This window comes from Roseateles subflavus (genome assembly GCF_030285365.1).
Taxonomy (GTDB): domain Bacteria; phylum Pseudomonadota; class Gammaproteobacteria; order Burkholderiales; family Burkholderiaceae_C; genus Roseateles_B; species Roseateles_B subflavus.
Genome location: NZ_JASVDS010000004.1, coordinates 507506 through 527947, shown reverse-complemented (window position 1 = coordinate 527947; position 20442 = coordinate 507506). Strand labels below are relative to the sequence as shown.

General features: G+C 71.8%; 19 protein-coding genes. 4 read left to right on the top strand and 15 right to left on the bottom strand.

The window, feature by feature from the left end; all coding sequences use genetic code 11:
• Positions 1-122 precede the first annotated feature (122 nt).
• Positions 123-767, top strand: coding sequence for an autoinducer binding domain-containing protein (locus QRD43_RS16690; protein WP_285983624.1), 645 nt, complete (start codon positions 123-125; stop codon positions 765-767).
• A gap of 38 nt (positions 768-805) precedes the next feature.
• Here the strand turns inward: QRD43_RS16690 and QRD43_RS16685 are convergent, their stop codons facing one another.
• The 11 genes from QRD43_RS16685 to QRD43_RS16635 all read right to left on the bottom strand — a co-directional run bounded on the left by QRD43_RS16685 (position 806) and on the right by QRD43_RS16635 (position 11421).
• On the bottom strand, positions 806-1135 hold the full coding sequence (locus tag QRD43_RS16685; protein ID WP_285983623.1) for a four-helix bundle copper-binding protein: 330 nt from the start codon (positions 1133-1135) through the stop codon (positions 806-808).
• Positions 1136-1199: 64 nt separating this feature from the next.
• On the bottom strand, positions 1200-1763 hold the full coding sequence (locus QRD43_RS16680; RefSeq protein WP_285983622.1) for a TetR/AcrR family transcriptional regulator: 564 nt from the start codon (positions 1761-1763) through the stop codon (positions 1200-1202).
• A gap of 354 nt (positions 1764-2117) precedes the next feature.
• Positions 2118-2810, bottom strand: coding sequence for a glutamine amidotransferase-related protein (locus tag QRD43_RS16675; RefSeq protein ID WP_285983621.1), 693 nt, complete (start codon positions 2808-2810; stop codon positions 2118-2120).
• Entirely contained in the window at positions 2807-3484 is a 678-nt protein-coding gene (locus QRD43_RS16670; protein WP_285983620.1) for a glutathione S-transferase family protein, read from the bottom strand. Before QRD43_RS16670 ends, QRD43_RS16675 begins: the two co-directional genes overlap by 4 nt.
• Positions 3485-3496: 12 nt before the next feature.
• Positions 3497-4783, bottom strand: a complete 1287-nt coding sequence (gene metC, locus QRD43_RS16665; RefSeq protein ID WP_285983619.1) for a cystathionine beta-lyase — start codon at positions 4781-4783, stop codon at positions 3497-3499.
• Complete coding sequence (locus QRD43_RS16660; protein ID WP_285983618.1) at positions 4780-5433, bottom strand: pyridoxine/pyridoxamine 5'-phosphate oxidase; 654 nt, start codon at positions 5431-5433, stop codon at positions 4780-4782. The genes metC and QRD43_RS16660 overlap by 4 nt, the downstream gene beginning before the upstream one ends.
• Positions 5434-5438: 5 nt before the next feature.
• Complete coding sequence (locus QRD43_RS16655) at positions 5439-6341, bottom strand: HpcH/HpaI aldolase/citrate lyase family protein (protein WP_285983617.1); 903 nt, start codon at positions 6339-6341, stop codon at positions 5439-5441.
• A gap of 58 nt (positions 6342-6399) precedes the next feature.
• Positions 6400-6798 carry a hypothetical protein gene (locus QRD43_RS16650; protein WP_285983616.1) on the bottom strand — a complete coding sequence of 133 codons (399 nt, stop codon included), beginning with the start codon at positions 6796-6798 and terminating at the stop codon, positions 6400-6402.
• A gap of 46 nt (positions 6799-6844) precedes the next feature.
• Entirely contained in the window at positions 6845-8290 is a 1446-nt protein-coding gene (locus tag QRD43_RS16645) for a DHA2 family efflux MFS transporter permease subunit (RefSeq protein ID WP_434063901.1), read from the bottom strand.
• A gap of 170 nt (positions 8291-8460) precedes the next feature.
• Entirely contained in the window at positions 8461-9762 is a 1302-nt protein-coding gene (locus QRD43_RS16640) for an HlyD family secretion protein (protein ID WP_285983614.1), read from the bottom strand.
• A gap of 84 nt (positions 9763-9846) precedes the next feature.
• A complete protein-coding gene (locus QRD43_RS16635; protein WP_285983613.1) occupies positions 9847-11421 on the bottom strand; it encodes an efflux transporter outer membrane subunit in 1575 nt (524 codons plus the stop codon).
• Positions 11422-11519: 98 nt separating this feature from the next.
• On the opposite strand from QRD43_RS16635, the gene QRD43_RS16630 reads away from it, so the two are divergent.
• A complete protein-coding gene (locus QRD43_RS16630; RefSeq protein WP_285983612.1) occupies positions 11520-12350 on the top strand; it encodes an AraC family transcriptional regulator in 831 nt (276 codons plus the stop codon).
• 27 nt (positions 12351-12377) lie between these two features.
• Here QRD43_RS16630 and QRD43_RS16625 read toward each other — a convergent pair whose 3' ends face one another.
• Positions 12378-14432 carry a MaoC/PaaZ C-terminal domain-containing protein gene (locus QRD43_RS16625; protein WP_285983611.1) on the bottom strand — a complete coding sequence of 685 codons (2055 nt, stop codon included), beginning with the start codon at positions 14430-14432 and terminating at the stop codon, positions 12378-12380.
• Positions 14433-14602: 170 nt separating this feature from the next.
• On the bottom strand, positions 14603-15688 hold the full coding sequence (locus QRD43_RS16620) for a 3-deoxy-7-phosphoheptulonate synthase (RefSeq protein ID WP_285983610.1): 1086 nt from the start codon (positions 15686-15688) through the stop codon (positions 14603-14605).
• 354 nt (positions 15689-16042) lie between these two features.
• Here QRD43_RS16620 and QRD43_RS16615 point away from each other — a divergent pair, with 354 nt between their 5' ends.
• Together QRD43_RS16615 and QRD43_RS16610 are read left to right on the top strand one after the other, a co-directional pair.
• Complete coding sequence (locus QRD43_RS16615; protein WP_285983609.1) at positions 16043-17716, top strand: M64 family metallopeptidase; 1674 nt, start codon at positions 16043-16045, stop codon at positions 17714-17716.
• Positions 17717-17858: 142 nt separating this feature from the next.
• On the top strand, positions 17859-18737 hold the full coding sequence (locus tag QRD43_RS16610; protein ID WP_285983608.1) for an AraC family transcriptional regulator: 879 nt from the start codon (positions 17859-17861) through the stop codon (positions 18735-18737).
• A gap of 96 nt (positions 18738-18833) precedes the next feature.
• Here the strand turns inward: QRD43_RS16610 and QRD43_RS16605 are convergent, their stop codons facing one another.
• The gene (locus QRD43_RS16605; protein WP_285983607.1) at positions 18834-19889 is read right to left on the bottom strand and encodes an FAD:protein FMN transferase; all 1056 of its coding nucleotides are present in this window, start codon (positions 19887-19889) and stop codon (positions 18834-18836) included.
• Between the two features lie 27 nt (positions 19890-19916).
• Positions 19917-20348 (bottom strand): c-type cytochrome, encoded by a 432-nt coding sequence (locus QRD43_RS16600; protein WP_285983606.1) that lies wholly within the window; start codon positions 20346-20348, stop codon positions 19917-19919.
• Positions 20349-20442 lie beyond the last annotated feature (94 nt).

Sequence of the window (20442 nt, the reverse complement as noted above, 5' to 3'; positions counted from 1 at the left end):
ATAGTTATGTATTAGCTCAAAAAAAGTTAGCGACAAGGGAGTCACACATGCAGGGAATCATCGAAAGGATGGACGTTCGCCGTCGAGATGAGATGGAGGCAGACGGCAGTGAATGTGAGCACATGATGGCTTTTGCCGCCAGCCGCCTGGGCTTCGAGCATTGCCTCTACCTGGCCCACATCTACCCGCCCATGACGCGGCCGGCCGTCATTCAGGCGGGTCATGCCCCGGACGGCTGGCAGGAAGCCTATGTGCGCGAGTCCCTTTCCGCGCAGGACCCCTGGATCCGGCACGCGCAGTCCGACTGGAATCCCTGGCTGTGGTCCTCGGAGGACCTCGAAGGCCTGAGCGGCTTCTGGCACGCCGCCCATCGCCACGGCATGCGCTTTGGCTGCACCCTGCCCGTTCGCACCGAACACGGCATCATCGGGGCGATGTCATTCACCCGGGCGCAGGACCCGGTGACGCTGGGGGAGTTCGAGGAGAAGGCCGGCGAGCTGCGCAACTTCGCCCAGCATCTGCATGAACGCATCCTGAAGCGACGCCTTCCCCAGCTCTTCCATCGCCCGGACTCGCAACTGAGCGAACGTGAGCGCACCATCCTGCGCTGGACCGCCGACGGCAAGACATCCTCCGAGATCGCCCTCATCCTCGGGCTGACCAAGCGCACGATCAACTTCCACGTCGCCAAGGCGACCCTGAAGCTCAACTCGACCAACAAGACGCAGGCGGCGCTGAAGGCGGCCGTCCTGGGCATGCTGTTCTGAGCGCGTCGAGGCCGCCGCGGGTGTCGGCGCGGTGGGGCTCAGGCCGCGAGCTGGTGGCATTCGCTGGCACATTGCCGGCAGGCTTCGGCACAGCGCTGGCAATGGTCGTGTGAATGTCGCTCGCAGGCCAGGGCACAGGCCTCGCAGGCCAGGCTGCAGGCGGCCGTGAGTGCGCGAGCAAAGGGCGTCTGCCGGGACAGACAGGCCGCGGTGACGCGGCAGATGGCGGCACAGTCCATGTCCATGGCGATGCAGTGGGCCAGGTGCGGCAGGTCCGGCTCGTGCAGACAGGCCGCGGCGCAGTGGTCGCAGGCGTCCGCGCAGGCGTTGCAGGCGGCGATGAGGGTCAGGCGGTGGTGGGCTTGCATGAGGGGCTCCTGGGCGTGATCGCCCGTGGCGGCCCAGCCCTCAGCAAGCCGGATGCCCGGTCGATCACCGGGCGCCGAGGTAGCCCATCACCGCGTCGACGATGGCCCGTTCAATGACGGGCATGGAGAAGCCGGGCGGCGGCTCCAGCACCGCGGCATGCACCATGGATTCCAGGATGCGCTGGATCACCCAGGCGGTCAGCTGGACATCCTGCGGCACGATCTCGGCCTGGTGCAGTTCCAGCAGCTGCCGGATCCGCACGAGGATGCCTTTGTCGGAGGGGCTGTCGTCGGCCTTGGGGACGTCAAAGAACGGCAACTCCTGCTCCAGCACCCGGTGCAGCCGGGGCTCGACCAGGTGGGCAGCCATCAGCGCCCGCACGATGGCCTCGATGTGACCCCGCAGCGTCACGCGCGGGCCGGTCCCCAGGACCGCCTCGATCACCTGGAACATCTGCCCGGCATGGCGCTCGTGCAGCGCATGGACCAGAGAGTCCTTGTTCGGGAAGTACTGGTACACCGAGCCGACACTCACACCGGCACGTTCCGCCACCAGATTCGTGCTGGTGCCGGCATAGCCGCGTTCGGCCAGCACGCCGGCGGCCGCCTCGAGAATGGTGTCGACCATGCGCCGTGAACGCGCCTGGCTCGGGATCTTTCGCGGGCCTGCCTGCTGATTGGGCATCGCAATCGTTTGAGAAAAGTGCTGGACACACCGCAAACCGCCCCGCGATTCCAGGTCGGCCGGCCCCCGTTCGCAGGCGTCTGGCGCCGCGGGTCCGAGTGTCCGAAAAAGGCTTGCGATCACGGACTCGCCTGGCAAGACTCCATGCAGGTCAAAAAAATGGCCTGTGGAGCGCGGCAAACGCGAGTACCTGTGCATTTTATGGCACACCCAGGTCGAGGTGCTGCCGTGGGGCCTCTGGCCTCCCTGGTTCCGGTGACAGCGGCCGGACCGCCGAGGCGCACGGCGGCCGCGGGATCAGCAACCGGTTGCGGCCCATGTGTCCAGGAAGCCGGACAGCCAGGCGGCGCCCGCCCGGTCGTGGCGCGCGCCCTGCTGACGCTGGAGCGACCAAGCCTGCGCGCCCGGGGCCTGCAGCTTGTGCGGCGCGGACTGCGCCCAGCGGTTCATCGTCTGGAAGCTCACCTCGGGATGGAACTGCAGCCCGAAGGCCGTCTCTCCGTATCGGATGGCCTGGTTCTCGAAGAACTCCCCTGCGGCCAGCTGTTGCATGCCGGCAGTGCGCTCGAAACCCTGGCTGTGCCAGTGGTAGACGCGTTCGGGCCAGGGACCGAAGGGTGCGCCCGCCCGCGTCGCCCGGATGGGCCAGTAGCCGATCTCCACGCGCCCGTCCGGCCGACCCTTCACCGTCGCACCCAGCTGGCGGGCGAGCAATTGGGCACCCAGGCAGATGCCCAGGAAGGGCACGCGCTCACGCAGCGGCAATGAGATCCAGTCGGTCTCCGCCTGGAGCCAGGGGTCCGGGTCATTCGCACTCATCGGCCCGCCGAAGATGACGACACCGGCATGCCCGTCGAGCGTGTCAGGCAAGGCGTCGCCGAGGGGGGGACGCCGGATGTCGAGCGCATGGCCCTTGCGTTGCAGCAGGCGCGCCACCCGCCCTGGCGAGGACTGGGCCCGGTGCAGCACCAGCAGCATGGGGCGCTTCATGCCTGCTCCAGGTCGAGGAGCCGCGCCCCGCGGTCGGGCTTGCCCACCAGCTCGTCGAACGGGACCATCACGTGCTCGGCGTAGGCCGCCCGCGCCCGCAGCCGCTGGTACCAGCCCTCGACATGCGGCACGTGCGGGCGATCGATGTCCATGGCGAAGTAGCGGTACAGCGTCGCCCCGGCGGGGATGTCGCCCAGCCCGAAGGTCGCGCCGCTCAGGTAGGGCTGGCGCGCGAGGATCGCATCCAGCCGCTGGAAATGCAGGGCGCTGGTGAGCTGCTTGCGGCGAATGAGCGCCGTGTCGCGCGCCTGCACGGGCGTCCGCACGAGCGCCCAGAAAAGCCCCAGCATGACCTCGGGCTCCAGCGTGCTCTGGCTCCAGTCCATCCATCGCTCGCTGGTGGAACGCGTGTGCGGGTCGTCGGACCAGAAGGGCGGGCGGCCCGCCCGAGCGGCCAGGTAGCGCAGGATGGCGTGCGATTCCCACACGACCTGCCCGTCCCAGTCGATCACCGGGATGCGCTGATGCGGGTTGAGCCGCGTGAACTCGGGCGTGTCGCAGCCGCCGGCATCGCCGCCGGCCGGCACGTGCCGATGCGCAAGGCCCAGTTCGGCGATGAGCCACATCACCTTCTGAACGTTGAAGGAGCTTCGTCGGCCCCAGATCGTCAGCATGAGGACGCCTTTCTAGAGGAGTGAGTCCATGTCCACGGAGGCCATGCGGTCCAGGCCTTCGCGCAGGTCGGCCATGAGGTCGCCGGGATCCTCCAGACCGATGTGCAGGCGCACGCAGTGGCACCCGGGCTCGCAGAGCTGCGGCAGCCGCCCCTGCGAGGCATCGAGCGGCAGGGCGAGGCTCTCGAAGCCGCCCCAGGAGTAGCCCAGCCCGAACAGGCGCAGGCCATTGAGGAAGGCCTCCACCGCCGCGAAGGGCACGGGCTTGAGCACGACCGTGAACAGGCCCGAGGACCCGGTGAAGTCGCGCAGCCAGAGCTCATGACCCGGGGACCTGGGCAAGGCCGGATGCAGTACGCGCGCCACCTCGGGCTGCTGCTGGAGCCAGCGCGCCACGACGAGCGCGCCCCGCTCGTGCTGGTGCAGGCGGACCTGCAGCGTGCGCAGGCCCCGCAGCGCCAGGAAGATGTCATCGGCGCCCACGCACAGGCCGAGGTCGCCATGCAGCGACTTGAGCGCGGGCCAGGCGGCGGCGGACGCCGACACCGTGCCCAGCATGCCGTCGGCATGGCCCGAGAGGTACTTGGTGCCCGCCTGGATCGAGAGGTCCACGCCCCGCGCATGCGCCTGGAAGAACAGCGGCGTCGCCCAGCTGCTGTCGGCCAGCACGGTCACGCCGTGCTGATGCGCGATCGCGGCCAGAGCCGGCACGTCCTGCACCTCCATGCTCAGCGAGCCGGGGGATTCGAGGTACAGCGCCCGCGTGTTCGGCCGCAGCCAGTGCACGAGGCCGGCGCCGATGCCCGGCGGGAAGTAGCTCACCTCGACCCCCAGCCGGCGCAGCACGCCCTCGCAGGCATGCCGGACGGGGCCGTAGACGGCGTCCGTGACCAGCAGGTGATCGCCCGGAGACAGGCAGGACAGCAGCGCCAGCGTGCAGGCCGAGAGCCCCGAGGGGCACAGCACCGCCCCGGCACCGCCTTCGAGCTCGCAGACGGCCTGCTCCAGGGCCTCGGAGGTCGGCGTGCCGCGCCGGCCGTAGACGTAGGGCTGCGTCCGGCCCAGCAGGTCGCCCACGGTCGGGCTCAGCACCGTGGAGGCGCGGAACAGCGGCGTGTTGACGAAGCCGTGGTACTTCGCGGGGTCGCGCCCGGCATGGACGAGACGCGTGCCCAGGGCCGCCGCGGGCGTCGACTCGCCGGCCGTGGCAAGACCGGACGCCGAGGCGGATCCGAGTGCAAGCCCGGGGCCGGGCGGCGTGGGCGCGGCCGCGTGCGCCGAAGCCAGCGGCACCGTCATGGCCACAGCCGCTGACGCGTCCACTGCTGCCCCTGCTGGCGATAGCGCAGGCGGGTGAAGCGCCGCACCGCATTCGACTGCCAGAACTCCACGTCCAGCGGCCGCAGCGCATACATCGTCCAGTGTTCGGACGACAGCGCGGGGTCCTGCTGCAGGCGGGCCAGCTGCGCGGCCTGGGCGACGTCGAGGTCGGCGGGCTGCTCCAGGACCTCGCTCTGCCGGGCGGCGAGGATGGCCGCGCGCGACTTCTCCGGCCGGCTGCGGAAGTCCGTCAGGCCGGCCTCCCGCGGCAGCGCCCTCACCTCGCCGCGCAGGCGCACCTGCCGGGCCGTGCCGGGCCAGTAGAAGGTCATGGCGGCCTGGGGTTGGCGGGCCAGCTGGCGCCCCTTGGGGCTGATGGCATTGGCGGCGAAGTGCCAGCCGTCCACGTTGACGTCCAGCAGCATGACGGAGCGCGCGTCCGGCGCGCCGTCCGGGTCCACGGTCGACAGGGTGGTGACCTGCGGCTCGTTCACGCCGCGGGCGACGGCGTCGGTGAACCATTGCAGGAACAGGTCCTGCGGGGTCGCGGGCACGGCCTGGGTGTCGAAATCGCTCAGGGCACCGGTCAGCACGGGCAGCGACTTGAAATAGGGAATGCGGGATTCCATGGGATTCACTCCAGTCCGAATTGAGCCGCGCGGGCCAGCAGGCGATGGGCGGCGAGGTAGTCGGGGATCTCGGCGAGGAAGCCGTCGACGACGGCGGCCGGCACGCGCTTGCCGCCCGACTGGCTGCGCGCCTCGTCGAAGGCCTGGATCACGCGGCGAGCCAGCGCGCGGTCCGCAGCGGAGGGCGTGAGCCACCGGTTCACCACCGGCACGAACTGCGCGTTCACGATGGCCTTGGCGCGGAAGCCGATGTCGCGGCTGCGCTCCATGTCCAGCTCGGCGCCCTCGTTGTCGGAGTAGCTGTAGGGGCAGTCGATGGCCGGCATTCCCACGGCGGCGCACTCCACGAGGAAGCGGGAGCGCACGTAGTCCAGCTCGTGGCCGGCCCGCGTGCGCCGCGCGCCCAGGTCGGCCACCATGTCCTCGGTCGCCACCAGCAAGGCGCTGATGCGCGCGCTGCACTTGGCGATGGCCATGGTGTTCACCAGGCCCTGGGTGCTCTCGATGTTGGGCACCAGCTCAGTACTGCCTTCGGGGATGCCGTACTCGCGCTCGTAATGGGACACGGCCTGGTCCAGCGCCACGACCTGCATGGGTGTCGAGATGAAGGACATCATGATGATGTCGGGCCGGTGCTGCATGACCGCCTCGAGGTCGTCCATGCCGCCGTTGTCCAGCGGGTTGACGCGCACGGCGCTGAGGATGCCGGACTGTCGCCAGTGGCCCAGCACCTCGCCGCTCAGGGCGCGGGCCTCGGGGCGCCGGGCGGGCGGCGTGAAGGTCTCGAGTTCCTGCACGAGCACGTCGGCATCGCTGCGGGTGCCGTCGAGCAGCACCTGGCGGTCCGCGCCGGCGAGAAAGAGCCACGAGCGGCGCAGCGCCGGCCTCGTTCGTTGGAGGTGGTTCACGGAGGGATCCTTTGGGTCGTGGAAATGAAGGGATGAGGGGCGGTGGCGGCGGAGGGACTCAGGCCGCCAGCAGGCTGCGCGCCAGCTCGCGGGCCTCGGCCTCGGTGGCGACGCTCATCAGCAGCAGGCCGAAGGCCTTCTGCATGGCCTCGGCTTCCTGCGCGGCCGAGGCCCGTGCCTGCGCATCGGGCTCGACGGTGAGCAGGCCGCGGCAGGTGGCCGACAGCGCGGCCTTGTGCGACTTCAGCCACAGCGCCCGCAGCTTGCGGTCCTCGACCGTCTCGTCCGGGCGGTCGGGCATGAACAGGATGACGAAGGGCTCGGCGCGGGACACGAGGGCCTCCATCTCCCGGGCCCACCGGGCGGCATAGCCCGGCTCGATGGCGGTGTTGCGGAAGGTGACGATGGGGAAGTCCTCCATCTCGAACACGCGGGCGGCTTCAATCGCGGCATCCATGCGGTTTCCTTTCAGGGTGGTGGGTGACAGGGAGCGTGGCCGGGGCTCAGCGCCGGCCCGGTGGTGCCTTGGGCGTGAAGGGCGGCCGGGCCAGCCACACCACGCCGATCGCCAGGACAAAGATCCAGCCCAGGGCGAAGGACACATCGTTGAAGGACATCTGGTAGGCCAGCTGATCGATGGCGTGGTCCAGGCGGTAAGCGAAGGCCAGGTCGCCGGGCGCCGTGGGGACGGCGGGCGTGGCCAGCGCCTGGGGCGACAGGCCCTCGGCCAGATGCGCGTGGTGCAGGACGGCGCGGCGGTCCCACAGCAGCGAGGTGAGGGACACCGCGAAGCTGGCGCCCAGCGTGCGGCTGAAGGTGGACAGCCCGGACGCCGCGGCGATCTCCTGCGGCTTGAGGTCGGACAGCAGGATGGCGTTGATGGGCATGATGAACAGCGCCAGGCCCAGGCCCTGCAGCAGCTGCACGGCCGCCACGTGCTGGAAGCCCACGCCCAGGAAGAAGCCCGAGCGCAGGAAGGAGGCCGCGGCCAGGATGGCGAAGGCGCTGCACACCATCCAGCGCATGTTGAAGCGCGGGGCGTAGCGGCCCATGAAGGGCGTCAGCAGCACCGGCAGCAGGCCCATGGGCGCGGCGGCGAGCCCGGCCCAGATGGCCGTGTAGCCCATCGTCCGCTGCAGCCACTGCGGCACCAGGACGTTCACCGCGAAGAAGGCCGAGTACGCCAGAACGAGCGTCACGGTGCCTGCGGCGAAGTTGCGGTTGGCAAAGAGGCGCAGGTTCACGATGGGATTGCGCTCGTGCAGCTCCCAGATCAGGAAGGCCGCGAGGCTGATCGCCGCCAGCAGGGCCATGACGACGATGAAGGGCGACTGGAACCAGTCCTCGTCATTGCCCTTGTCCAGCACGATCTGCAGCGCGCCGACGCCCAGGACCAGCGTCGCCAGGCCGATGTGGTCCACCTTGACCTGCTCCGTCGTCTCTCGCTTGGCACGCATCTGCGTGGCCACGGTCGCGGCGGCGAAGAGGCCGATCGGCACGTTGATGAGGAAGGTCCAGGGCCAGGCGTAGCGGTCGGTGATCCAGCCGCCGAGCAAAGGGCCTGCGATGGGCGCCACGACCGTGACCATGGCGATCATCGACAGCGCGAAGCCCCGCCGGTGCGGCGGATAGATGGACAGCATCAGGGCCTGCGTCGTGGGAATCATGGGGCCGGCCACGGCGCCCTGCAGGGCACGGCACAGCACCAGCGCGCCGAGGCTCTGCGCCAGGCCGCACAGCAGCGACGCCAGCGTGAACAGCAGCGTCGACCACAGGAAGAGCCGGACCTGCCCGACCCGCTTCACGAGGAAGCCCGTCAGCGGCAAGGCGATGGCATTGCACACCGAGAAGGTGGTGATGACCCACGCGCTCTGGCTGGTGCTGACGCCCAGGTTGCCCGCGATGGTGGGCAGCGAGACATTGGCGATGGTGCCGTCCAGCACCTGCATGAACACCGCCAGTGCAAGCCCGACCGTCGCGAGGGGAACACTGGGCGGGACGTACTCGGCGCCGGACGCCGCCGCGCCGCCGCCCCCTCCCCCGCCCGGCGAACCTGCTGGCGGACCTCCCTGCGCACCCGGCCTGGCGGGCAGGGCCGGCGCGGCGGCTGCGGCGCTGCTCATCGGGCCACTCCCGGGGTGGCACGGGCGCCCGGCGATCGCGGCGCGGGGGGCAGCTGGCCGCTGCGCAGGACGTGCTCGATCAGGCCGTCCACGGCGTCCACCTGCTTGCGGTAGACGTCGGTGCTGAGGCCGGTCTTCACGCGCGAGGCGTCGGCCAGCATCGGGCCGCTGACGTCATGCACATCCACGCGGGCATGCATGGACAGGCCCAGGCGCAGCGGATGCTTCAGGAGCTGCCGCGGGTCCGTCAGCTCGATGCGCACTGGCAGGCGCTGCACGATCTTGATCCAGTTGCCCGCCGCGTTCTGCACCGGCAGCGGCGAGAAGGCGCTGCCCGTGCCCAGGCCGAGACTCGCGACGCGACCGCTGTAGAGCACCTCGTCGCCGTAGGCATCCGAGCTCAGCTCCACGGCCTGCCCGATGCGCAGGTGCGCGAGCTGCGTCTCGGTGAAGTTCGCCTCCACCCAGACCTGGTCCACCGGCAGGACGGACATCAGCGGCGTGCCGGGCGCCACGCGCTGACCGAGCTGCACGCTGCGCTGCGCCACGTGCCCGGCCACGGGCGCGATGAGCGAGGTGCGCAGCTGGTCCAGGTAGGCCTGGCGCAGCGTGGCGGCGGCCTTCTGCACCTCGGGGTGGGACACCGCCACGGTGCCGTCCACCAGCGCCTTGCTGCCCTGGTACTGCTGCTCGAGCGAGGCCACCTGGCTCTGGGCCGCCGTCAAGGCACTCTGCGCCGCGGCCAGCGTGTCTCGGGCATGGGCCAGCTCCTCGTCGGAGATGGCGCCCGAGCGGGCCAGTTCCTTGCGGCGCTGGAAGTCGGCACGGGCCTTGTCGAGGGTGACCCGGCGCGACTGCACGTCCGCCTCGGCCCCGTGGATGGTGCTGCGCAGCCCGCGCTCCTGGGAGTACAGCCCCTTCACCTTGCGCAGCACGCTCGAGAGGTCCGCCAGCGCCGAGTCCAGCGCGACGTCGCTGTCCGTGCGGTCCAGCGCGACCATGCGCTGCCCGATCGTCACGGGCTCGCCCACATCGGCGTCGATGCCCACGACCGTGCCCGCGGTCTGGGGCGTGATCTGGACCAGGTTGCCCTGCACGTAGGCGTTGTCGGTCTCTTCCTGCCAGCGACCGATCTGCTGGTACCAGAAGGCCCAGCCGGCGCCGCCGAGCGCGGCGCCCACCAGCAGGAACTGCAGCAGGCGGGCGCGTCGCCCCTTGGCCGGACCGGTGGTGTCGGGGGGCGTGGTGGCGTTCGGCGGTGCGGGGGGGCCGGACTTCGCGGCGGTATCGGTGCTCATGATGGGTTCCTCTGTGTCGTGATGGCGGACCTGCCGGAGGCCCGGAGGGGCTGGCGACGGGCTGGCGGCGTAGGGGGGTGGGGATCAGGGCTGCGGCGGCTCGGCAGGCTGGAAGCCCCCGCCCAGCGCGAGAACCAGCGCCAGGCTGTCCTGCAGACGCTGGGACTGCAGCGTGGCGAGGCGCTGCTCGGCCACGAGCAGTTGCTGGCGCACCGAGAGCGCGTCCAGGTAGCTGCCCACGCCCGCGGTGTAGCGCTGCTGGGCCAGCTGCCAGGCCTCGTCGGCCGCCTCGCGGGCGCGCTGCTGCTGGTCGAGCTGCTCGGCCAGCGAGCGCTGGGCCTGGAGCTGGTCAGCCACTTCATTGACGGCCCGGATCAGCGTCTGGTTGTAGTGGGCGACGGCCTCGTCGTACTGGGCCTCCTGCAGCGCCAGGCCCGCGCGGCGCCGACCACCGTCGAGCAGCGGCAGCGTCAGGCCCAGGGAGGCGCTGTAGGTGCCCGCGCCCGAGCGCAGCAGATCGCCCCCGCGGCTGGCGGCGAGCCCGGCCAGGGCGCCCAGGTTGAGCTGGGGCTGGAAGGCGGCGCGAGCCACATGGATGCGTGCGCCGGCGGCCTCCACGCGCCAGCGCGCGGCCAGGACGTCGGTGCGGCGGTCCAGCAGACCCAGCGGCAGCGAGGGCAGCGACTGCACTGGCGGCACCTCGGCCCGGGCGGATGGCGACGGCACCGCGGACCAGGGTGACGCGGCGCTGCCTGGCCAGGCAGGACGCGCCAGGCGCTCGCCCCGCCCGGGGCCCTGCCCCGCCAGCGTCGAGAGCGCGTGCTGCGCCGCCACCACCTGCCGCCGCGCCTGCAGCTGCTGCTGTGAGGCGCTGGCGAGGTCGCTGTCCGTCTGGCGCAGCTGGGCCTGGGTCGCGAGGCCGCTGTCCAGGCGCTGCAGCGTCAGCCGGCGGACGTCGGTCACGCGATCGAACTCGGCCTGGGCGATGTCGCCTTGCACATGGGCATAGGCCAGCTGCAGATAGGCCTGGACAAGCGCCACGGACAGCTGGATGCGGGCCTCCTGGGCGGACAGCTCGGCGGCGCGCACGTCCCCCAGCGCGGCCTTCCATTCGGCGTCCTGGCCGCCCCACAGATCGGGCGTCCAGTCGACACCCACGGTGCCGCGCCATTGACGGGTGAGCTGGCCCCCGCCTTGGCTGGCCGGCACGGCGCGAGAGGCCGGATGCTCGGCCGACCAGCCCGCGCTGACCGACACGCGAGGGGACTGGCCGGCTTGCGCCAGGCCGGCCAGCGCCTGGGCCTGCCGAAGTCGGGCCTGGGCGGCGAGCGGGTCTTGCGCACCGCTCAAGGCCTCGTCCATCAACGCGTCCAGCTGGGCGTCTCCGAGGGCACGCCACCAGTCCGGCGCGGGGGCACGCGCGGCATTGGCGGGCGTCGTCTCGGCGGCGGCCAGGGTGGTGGGCGCCAGCAGCGCGGCGCGCTCCGTCATCGGCCCCGGGGTGGCGCAGGCGGCCATGAGGGCCAGCGGGGCCGCCAGCAGCCCCCGTGCGGCAAGGGGCCGGCGCGTGGCGGCCGGGTCCTCGTGCCCCTGACGTGTGCGCTTGCGGTCCTGCGGCGATGCGGCGGTGTGCGCCGTGATGTCTTGTGGCCAGCCCATGGTCTTGCCTCTCCCTGAGTTCTCGTTAGTCTGAATTCTTGGCGGCCACGTCAAATACGTGGTAGCGTTGTTCAGGCTAAAAATAATGAAATCCAGTCATGCCCCAGCAAGCCCCCTCGCGCCAGACCTTCGAAGCCCCCGACCCGAGCGAGCGCGCGGACGGCCCCGCGCTGATCGCCATCTGGGGCGAGGACGACGCGCAGGCGGACTACCGCCTCGGCACGCGCGAGATCGACTGGCACAGCCATCTGCGCGGGCAGGTCTTCTGCGTGGAGAACGGCCTGGTCCATGTCCGCACGCCTCAGGGCTCCTGGCTGCTGCCCCCGCACCGGGCGGGCTGGATTCCGCCGGGTGTGGCCCACAAGGTCAGCATCAGCGGCGCGATGAGCGGCTGGAGCGTCGTGATCGCTCCGGCGGCCAGCCAGGCGCTGCCCACGAGCCCCTGCGTCATCGGCATCAGCGAGCTGATGCGGGCGCTGGTGCGGCGGGCGGTCTCGTGGACGCAGCAGGCGCAGCTCGATGCCAGCCAGGAGCGCATGCTCGCCGTGCTGCTCGACGAAATGCGCCAGGCTCCGCATGAGCCCCTGCACCTGCCGATGCCGGAAGACCGCCGCCTGCTGCGCATCGCCAATGCCATCCTCGAGCAGCCCGATGACAAGCGCACCATGGAGGACTGGGCCCAGTGGGCGGGCCTGTCGCCCAGCACGCTCGGCCGTCTGTTCACGGCCGAGACGCAGGTCACCTTCGCCCAGTGGCGTCAGCAGGCGCGCCTGACGCATGCCCTGGAGCGCCTCGCCCGGGGCGACAGCGTCGCCAACGTGGCCGATGCGCTGGGCTACGCGACGCCGAGCAACTTCATCGCGATGTTCCGTCGCTGCTTCGGGGACTCACCGGCGCACTACTTCGCGCAGCGCGAGCCCGTGCGCTGAGCCCGTGCGCTGAGGTCGGCGTGCGGCTCAGGGCGCCGAGCCCGGGTCCCGTCGCGCCACCAGCGTGAGGATCTCGTAGCGCAGCACAGCCTCGCCGCGCTGGTTGGTGACCAGCACGTCCCAGGCGACCACCCCCTGACCGCGCCGCGCACCAGGGCGGGTCCGGTCCTGCTTGCGCTTGCAGGTGAGCCGCGCCTGGATCGTGTCGCCAATGCCCACGGGCTGGATGAAGCGCAGGTGCTCCAGCCCGTAGTTCGCCAGGACCGGCCCCGGCCACACGAACAGGCCGGCCGCCGCCGAGAGCACGAAGTAGCCGTGCGCGATGCGCCGGCCGAACGGCGAGGCGGCGGCGGCCTCGGCGTCGAAATGCATGTAGAAGTAGTCGCCCGACACGCCGCCGAAGGCCGCGATGTCGGCCTCGGTCACGGTGCGCCGGTGCGTGAGCAAGGAGTCACCGACGCTCAAGTCCTCGAAATGCTTGCGGAAGGGATGCACCGCGACGTCCTGCGGCGCAGCGCCGGGCAGATAGGTGTCCAGCACCCCGCCGATCTCCTGCGGGCCGCCCACGAGGGTGCAGGCGGGCAGCAGCTCCCGCAGCGATGCCGGCGCCTCGGTGGCGTCGAGCGAGGCCAGCAGCGCCCAGGCCCCGCGCAGGGTCCGCGCATGATCCTCGGGCTCGACGGGGGCCTCGGGCAGGGTGTGGATGACACGGCAGTGCCGCGCGAGGCGGCTGCACCAGTCCTTGCGGGTGCGCTCGTCTCGCGTGGCCAGGATCGCCAGGGCATCCCCGGGCCCCTGGGTGCTGCCGGCCAGCAGGGCCGAAAGCGCCTCGGGGGCGTCGTAGGGCCACAGCAGGAGGGGCGATCCGAGCGGTGCGCGGGCCAGCGCACCGAACAGATCGCCCGAGGCGGCCCCGGCCGATGCGTGCGAGACCTCAAGGGCGGCGGGCAAGGCCGGCGTGCCCGCCAGGAGCCGGGCGCCGGTGTCGAGCGCCGATTGCGTCCATGCCCGTGCCAGCGCGTGCTGGTGCCGCGTGGAGGCGCTCTGCCAGTGCGTGACGGGATGGCTGCCCTGCCAATCCTGCCAGCGCACCGTCAGGGCCTGGGCAAAGGCCGGGACCATGGCGCGGGGCAGGCACACGCCGCGCACGGCCCGCTCATGCAGCCCTTGCAGGGCCAGGGTGCCCAGCGCGATCTGGTCCGCCAGATGGTTGAACAGGGCCGAGCCGGGCTCGACGTCCTCGCCCACCACCGCCAGGCCGGCGGCGACGGGGGCCCGCATCCAGGGCGCCAGGCCCTGCGGCGGCGCTATCGGGTGCGGCTCCCCTGCCGTCCTGGCGCACCAGATCTGCACGTGGTCCGTGCCCTCCAGCAGCGGCAGCACCTGTGACGCCGCCCAGGTCTCATCGCTCACCTGCCAGCGCAAGATCGCGCCGAGGTGCGGCAGGCCGCTGCGCATCAGCGGCAGCAGGGCCTCCAGCACGGGATGGCTCTCCGTGCTGAGCGCGAGGCAGGCGCGGCCGGCAAGCCAGGCGCGGGCAAAGCCGAGCAGGAGATGGGCCGCGGGCCGGTGCAGCCCGAGCACCAGCACGTCCACGCCCTCGGCGCTGGTCTGCACGGGCGCCATCCAGGCCGTGTCATCGCCCGGCAGGGAGTGCGGTGGCCGCGGCACCACCAGCGCGGCATCCCCCCAGTCCTGGGCCGGCGCCTGGGCGAGCGCCCGCACGGCCTGCAGCCCGGCATCGATGTCCAGGCGCTGGTCCCAGGGCGCATAGCCGGCGAGCCAGCCGGCCTGCATCAGGACCTCGCGCTGGGTCTGCAGGTGGTCGCAGAGCTCGATCAGCTGCCGCGCCCGCAAGGGGAAGGCATCCTCTTGGCGACGGGCCGCTGCGGCACGCAGGCGCGCAAGGCCCTGGCGCACAAGCACCGTGGCGGGCGGGCCATCGACGGGCGCTGCCGCCTCCTGCGGCCCACGGGGCACGCGCGGCGGGCGTGCAGGCGTGGCGACCGGCCGGATCGGCGCGGAGAGGGGGCTGTCGAGGGGGCTGTCGAGGGTGAGCTCGGAGTCGGCGTGAACGGTCATGGGGCGGGTACTTTCGTGGCTGACGCGCTGGGGCGCCGGCACCGGCCGCCGCGGCGAGCAGGCGTGCGGAGCCGACGGCGCGGCGCGGCGCGTCGGGTGAGGCGGGAAGGCGATGGGCGGCGCGAGGCCGCGCGGCCATCGCGGTCAGGGGGGCGGGTGCCGGGTGCCGGTCAGCAGGCGGCCTCGGCGGCCGGCTGTCGACTTCGGCTGCGCCGCGCTCGCACGGCATGGGCCAGCAGGCGCAGGAGCTCGGCGCTCTCCTCCCAGCCGATGCAGGCATCCGTGATGCTCAGCTCCGGCGCGGGCGGGACGCCGGGTTTCAGGTCCTGGCGGCCCGCGGCGAGATGGCTCTCGATCATGACCCCGCCGATGGCCGCATTGCCGGCACTGATCTGGGCGGCCAGGTCCGCGCAGACGAAGGACTGTCGCCGGTGGTCCTTCTGGCTGTTGCCGTGGCTCGCATCGACCACGAGCACCTCGGGCAGGCCGGCGGCGCGCAGCTGGGCGGCGGCCGCGGCCAGGCTGTCGGCATCGTAGTTGGGCCGCGTGCCCCCTCTCATCACGAGATGGGCGTCGGGGTTGCCGGTGCTGTGGTAGACCCCCAGCTGCCCGTGCGGCTGCAGCGCCAGGAAGCTGTGGGGATGCCGCGCCGACTGGATGGCATCGACGGCCACCTGGACCTGCCCCTCGACGCCGTTCTTGAAGCCCACGGGCATGCCCAGCCCGGAGGCGAGCTGGCGATGGACGGGCGACGCCGACGTGCGGGCGCCGATGGCCACCCAGCTCAGCAGGTCATCGAGATAGCTCATGGAGGCCGGCGCCACCACCTCGTGAGCCACGGGCATGCCCATGGCGTTCAGCTCCTCGAGCAGGCTGCGACCGATCTCCAGCCCTTGGGCGATGAGGCCGCTGCCATCGAGAAAGGGGTCGTTGAGCAGGCCGGTCCAGCCGAGGGCGGTGCGCGGCTTCTCCAGGTAGGCGCGCATGACGATCTCGAGTTCCTGCCCCCACTGTTCGCGCAGGTGCAGCAGGCGGCGGGCATAGTGCCGCGCGGCCATGCAGTCGTGGATGGAGCACGGGCCGATCAGCACTAGCAGGCGGTCACTGCGACCCTGCAGGATGGCGCGGACGCCCTGGCGTGCCTGCTGCACGGTCGCCGCGGCCGTCGCGCCGCAGGGAATCAGCCGCTTGAGCTGTGCCGGCGTCAGCAGTTCGCTCACGAAGCCCGGCGCACGCGGCGCCACATCGACAGTCATCTCGTTCTCCTTGCGTGCCATCCCCCCTGGGTCGGCGAGTGGATGCGATTGAGCCTCACTTGCAGTTGGCAAGAAACTGGCAAAGGATGCAGGCGCGCGGCGGGCCGGCGCGGGGCGGCCGTCACACGGGCATCACGGACCTCCCGTCGCCGCAGGCGGGCCGCGGAGCCCATGCCCCGGGCAATCCCCTGGCGCCGGGGCGCAACGCTTTGTCGGGATTGGGGCTCGCGGGCCGAATGCGTACAAGGCGGCGGGGTGGCATGTCGCCAAGATCGCAACGCGGCCGCCAAGTGCCGTGCCGGCCCCTCTTCCGAGGGCACCGGACCCATGAATCCCCCTCCGCGAGACAAAGCCATGAACACACCCTGCCTGCCTCCCTGCTCCCCCCGGCCGCCCGCGCGCCTGCGCGCGGCGCTGCTCCTGGCCCTGCCGCTGGCCCTCGCCACCACGGCGCAGGCCGAGGACCTGCTGCTGCGGCTGCGCCACAACCCGCTGGATCCCGCCGCCGGCCTGCAGCTGAGCCACGCCGAGAAGGGCCGCTTCGCCAGCCAGGCCGAGCCCGGCGAGGCGCGCGACGGGGATCTCGTGCTCATCGCCCGGGATGCGCGCGGCCAGGAGCTGTTCCGCCGCACGGCCCGCCATCCGGGCCGGCAATGGGCGGAAGTGTTCGACCCGCGCACCGGCCAGATCCAGCTGGCCCGCGCGATCCAGCGGGACGGCAGCGTCGAGCTGCGCCTGCCCTGGTCGGCCGAGGTGCAGAGCGTCGACATCGTCGAGCACAGCGCCACGCTGGCGGCCCGCAACGCCCTGTCCGGCGCCACGCCGCTTCGGCGCCTCGCCCGCGGCGAGCTGGAGAACCTCGCGGCGCAGTCCGCCCTGCCCCCTGCCCAGCGCAGCCTCGCCGCCCCCCTGGCGACGCCCACCGGCAGCACCGTGCTGTGGAACAGCGGCGCGAGCGCGCAGCGCATGGACATCGTGCTGATCGGCGACGGCTATGCCAGCGCCGACCAGAGCAAGTGGATCGCCGACGCCAAGAAGATCAACGACGGCATCCTGGCAGACCCGCTCTTCGCGGCCTACCGCAACTCGATCAACATCCGCCGCGTCGACATCGTGAGCCCGCAGTCCGGCGTCAGCGAAGGCGGCGTGACTCGCAACACGGCACTCGGGACCGTGATCGGCTGCTATGGCATCGACCGGCTCGTCTGCGCCGACGAGAACAAGGTGTTCACCGCCGTCGGCTCGGTGACGGCCGGCGATGCGCGGGACGTCATCATCGTCGTCGCGAACAGCACGACCTATGGCGGCGCCGGCGGCAACATCGGCACCATGACCATGCACCCGCAGTCCATCGAGATCGCGCTGCATGAGATCGGTCACACCGCCTTCAAGCTGGCCGACGAGTACGACTACGGCACCTGCGATGCCAGCACCGAGCCGAGCGAGGCCAACGCCACGCGGGCGAGTACCCGCAGCACAGCCAAGTGGGCCTCGAAGATCAGCGCGAGCACGACCGTTCCGACGCCGGCCGGCAGCTACGCCAATGGCACGGTCGGCCTCTTCGTGGGCGCCAAGTACTGCACCAGCGGGCTGTACCGTCCGACGGAGAACTCCCGCATGCGCGCGCTCGGCCAGCCCTGGCACGCCGTCAACGAGGCCCGTGCGGCGCAGGTGTTCACCAGCTACACGGGCGGCTCCGGCGGCGGCGGCGGGGGCGGCGGTGTGACCGTCAACGGCAGCCTGAGTGGCGCAGGGGCCAGCGCGACCTACCCCAGCGGCGGCAGCGGCTATCACCAGAGCACGGCCGGCGGCGCCTTCTCGCTGCAGCTGACGGGCCCGTCCGGCACCGACTTCGACCTCTACCTGTACAAGTGGAACGGCAGCGCCTGGGCTGTCGTCGCCAAGAGCGAGGGCAGCGCGTCGAACGAGACCATCAGCTACAGCGGCAGTGCCGGCTACTACTACGCGCAGGTCAAGTCCTACGCGGGCAGCGGCGCGTTCACGCTCACTTACACCTTCCCGAACTGATGCCATCGACGGGCCGCTCTCAGGGATAACCGCATGGGGACATGCCCTGAGGCGCGCCCCTCCCGCGCCCCGCGCGGGAGATCGCTGCGTCAATATCAGGCACGGAGTGAGTGCAAGGAAGGAGCCCAACATGCAGGAAAGCATGCGTGCCCCGTGCCAGCCGCCGCTGAGGGTCGAGGCGGGTCCATCTGCCCTGGGTCGCCCCTGGTGCGAAGGACCGGGGCTGAGCCGGGAGGATGAATCGCGCGCCGACGCCGCCACGGAGCAGGCCCTGCTCTTCGGGGCCGCCCAGACGGCCATGCTGTTCGAGGGCCTGGCCGGATTTCTGTTCGTGGTGAAGGACCGCGCCGGCCGCTATGTCTCGTTCAACGCATCGCTGCTGCAGCGCCTCGGCCTGCCGCAGGACGCGGCGTTGCGCGGGCGGACGGTCACGGAGCTGTGGCCGGAGGCGTTGTCCTGCCGCTACCGGGCGCAGGACGAATGGGTGCTGAGCCGCCGCAGTCCCCTGCTCTACCAGCTCGACCCCATCTTGCTGCCCGGCGGCGGGGCGGGCTGGTGTGTCACGCACAAGTACCCGCTGTGCTCGGCCGGCGGTCAGCTGCACGGCATTCTGTGCCTGTCCAAGGACGTTCCGGGCCTGCGGCGGGACGCGGACGATGCCACGCTGGTGGAGGCCGTCGACGCGATGACCAAGACCTGCGAGCGCCGCCACAGCGTCGCGCAGCTGGCGGGCATGGCGGGCCTGAGCCAGGCGCGCTTCTCGGCCCTGGTGCGGCGCGTGTTCGGCATGAGCCCGCAGGAGTTCATCGTGCGTCATCGGGTCCGGGCAGCGTGCGCGCTGCTGCGGCAGGAGGGAGAGTCGCTGATGGACGTGGCGCTTGGCTGCGGCTTCTACGACCAGGCGCAGTTCAGCCGCCAGTTCCGGCGCGTTGTGGGCATGGCCCCGTCGGCCTACCGACGGCAATGGGCGACGCAGCCGACGGGCATGATGCCCTGGCCGTGGGAGCCCTGGGTGCACTGAGCCCGGCGCTGAAGGCGGTGCTGAGGCCTGCCGGGCTCGGGCATGGATCGCCGGTGCCCGGCACCACACCATCCCGGGCGCTTCCTGCCAGGGCCGTCACGCCGGCTGCAGCGCGCCGCGCAGACCGGGGCTCATCCAGAGCGCCTCGCTGCCCTGGCCTTCGCCCGGGCCGGCCAGCATCAGTTCCACGCCCTGGAGGCCGTGGGTCCAGCGACGGGCCTGAGCGGCTCCACCGACCATCATGGCGGGCCCCCAGGCGTTGACGTCCGCCACACGACCGGCCAGCAGCGCCAGCCCGTGCAGCCCCTGCGTGGGCTGGCCGGTGCGCGGGTCCAGGATGTGATGGCAACGGCGGCCAGCGGTGTCGAAGCCGCGTTCGTAGTCGCCGGAGGCCGCCAGCACCGCGCCACGGTGCGGCATGTCGACCACCCCCAGCCAGCGCTGCGGGTGGCGCGGATCCCGCAGGGCCACACGCCAGGCGCGCCCGGGCGCCGCACGCCCGAGCGTCAGGACGTCGCCGCCGCCGTTGATCAGTGCGTGCTCGACGCCATGGGCCTGCAGCACCTGCAGACCGGCCTCGAGGATGGGCAGCTTGGCCGCACCGCCCAGGTCCAGCTGCACGCCGGCACGGTCCAGCATCGCCCGGCGCCCGGAGGCGTCGATCGACAGGTGCTGCCAGCCGCGCAGCCGACGCTGCTCGCGGATGTCGGCCTCGCTCGGCTCACGCTGCAGCCCGGGCCGGAAGTCCCAGCCCCGGTAGCTGCCGACGGTGGGGTCGTAGAGGCCCTGGGTGTCGCTCGCGCGCTGGCGTGCCGCGGCCAACACGGCGCCCAGCTCGGACGAGACAGTCAAGACCTGACCCAGCCCTGCCTCGGCCGCCAGCTGCGACAGCGGATTCCCGATCTCGAAGCGGCTCATCTGGGCCGCCAGGGCGGCCATGCGCTGCCAGGCCGCGTCCATGGCCTCGCGGGCCAGGGCCGGCGGCACGGCGGCGACGCGCAGGTCGACCTGCGTGCCCATCAGCTCGCGGCGCTCAGACGCCACTGGAGCCGGCTTTGACTCGCCCGCCGGCAGCACCGCGGCCTGCAGGCCGACCGCCGGAAGTGCCGCCGCGAAACCGCCGAGTGCCGCGAGGCAATGACGCCTTTGCATGGTGTGTCCCTTCCCTGCCGACGGCACTCAGCGCGACTGGTCGGCCATGAAGTCGACCGCAGCCTTCACTTCGTCGTCGGTGAGGGTGGCACCACCGCCGCGTGCGGGCATCATGCCCTTGGCGCCGGTGAAGCCCTCGAGGGCGTGCTTGTAGAGCATGTCCTTGCCCTGGGCGATGCGGGGGCCCCAGTCGGCCTTGTCGCCCGGCTTCGGGGCACCGGCCACGCCGGCGGCATGGCACATCGAGCAGGTCTTGCCGAAGATCGACTTGCCGAGGGTGTTCTCTGGCGCGGCCGGAGCGGCGGCGGTCACAGGGGCCGCGGTGCTGCTGGCCGGCGCGGGAGCGCCTGCGCTGGCAGGGGCGTCCTGCTTGCTGCAGGCGGCGAGGCCCACGACGGCCAGGGCGATGAGGGTGCTGAAGGTGCTGCGGGCCAGGCGGCCACGGTAGATCGAAGTCATGAATGGGCTCCAAAGATGACGCCACCCGCTGGGCTGGCGCCGATGAGGCCGGATTCTGTGCAGCCGCGCGGCGCACCGCAAGCGTCTGCGGCTG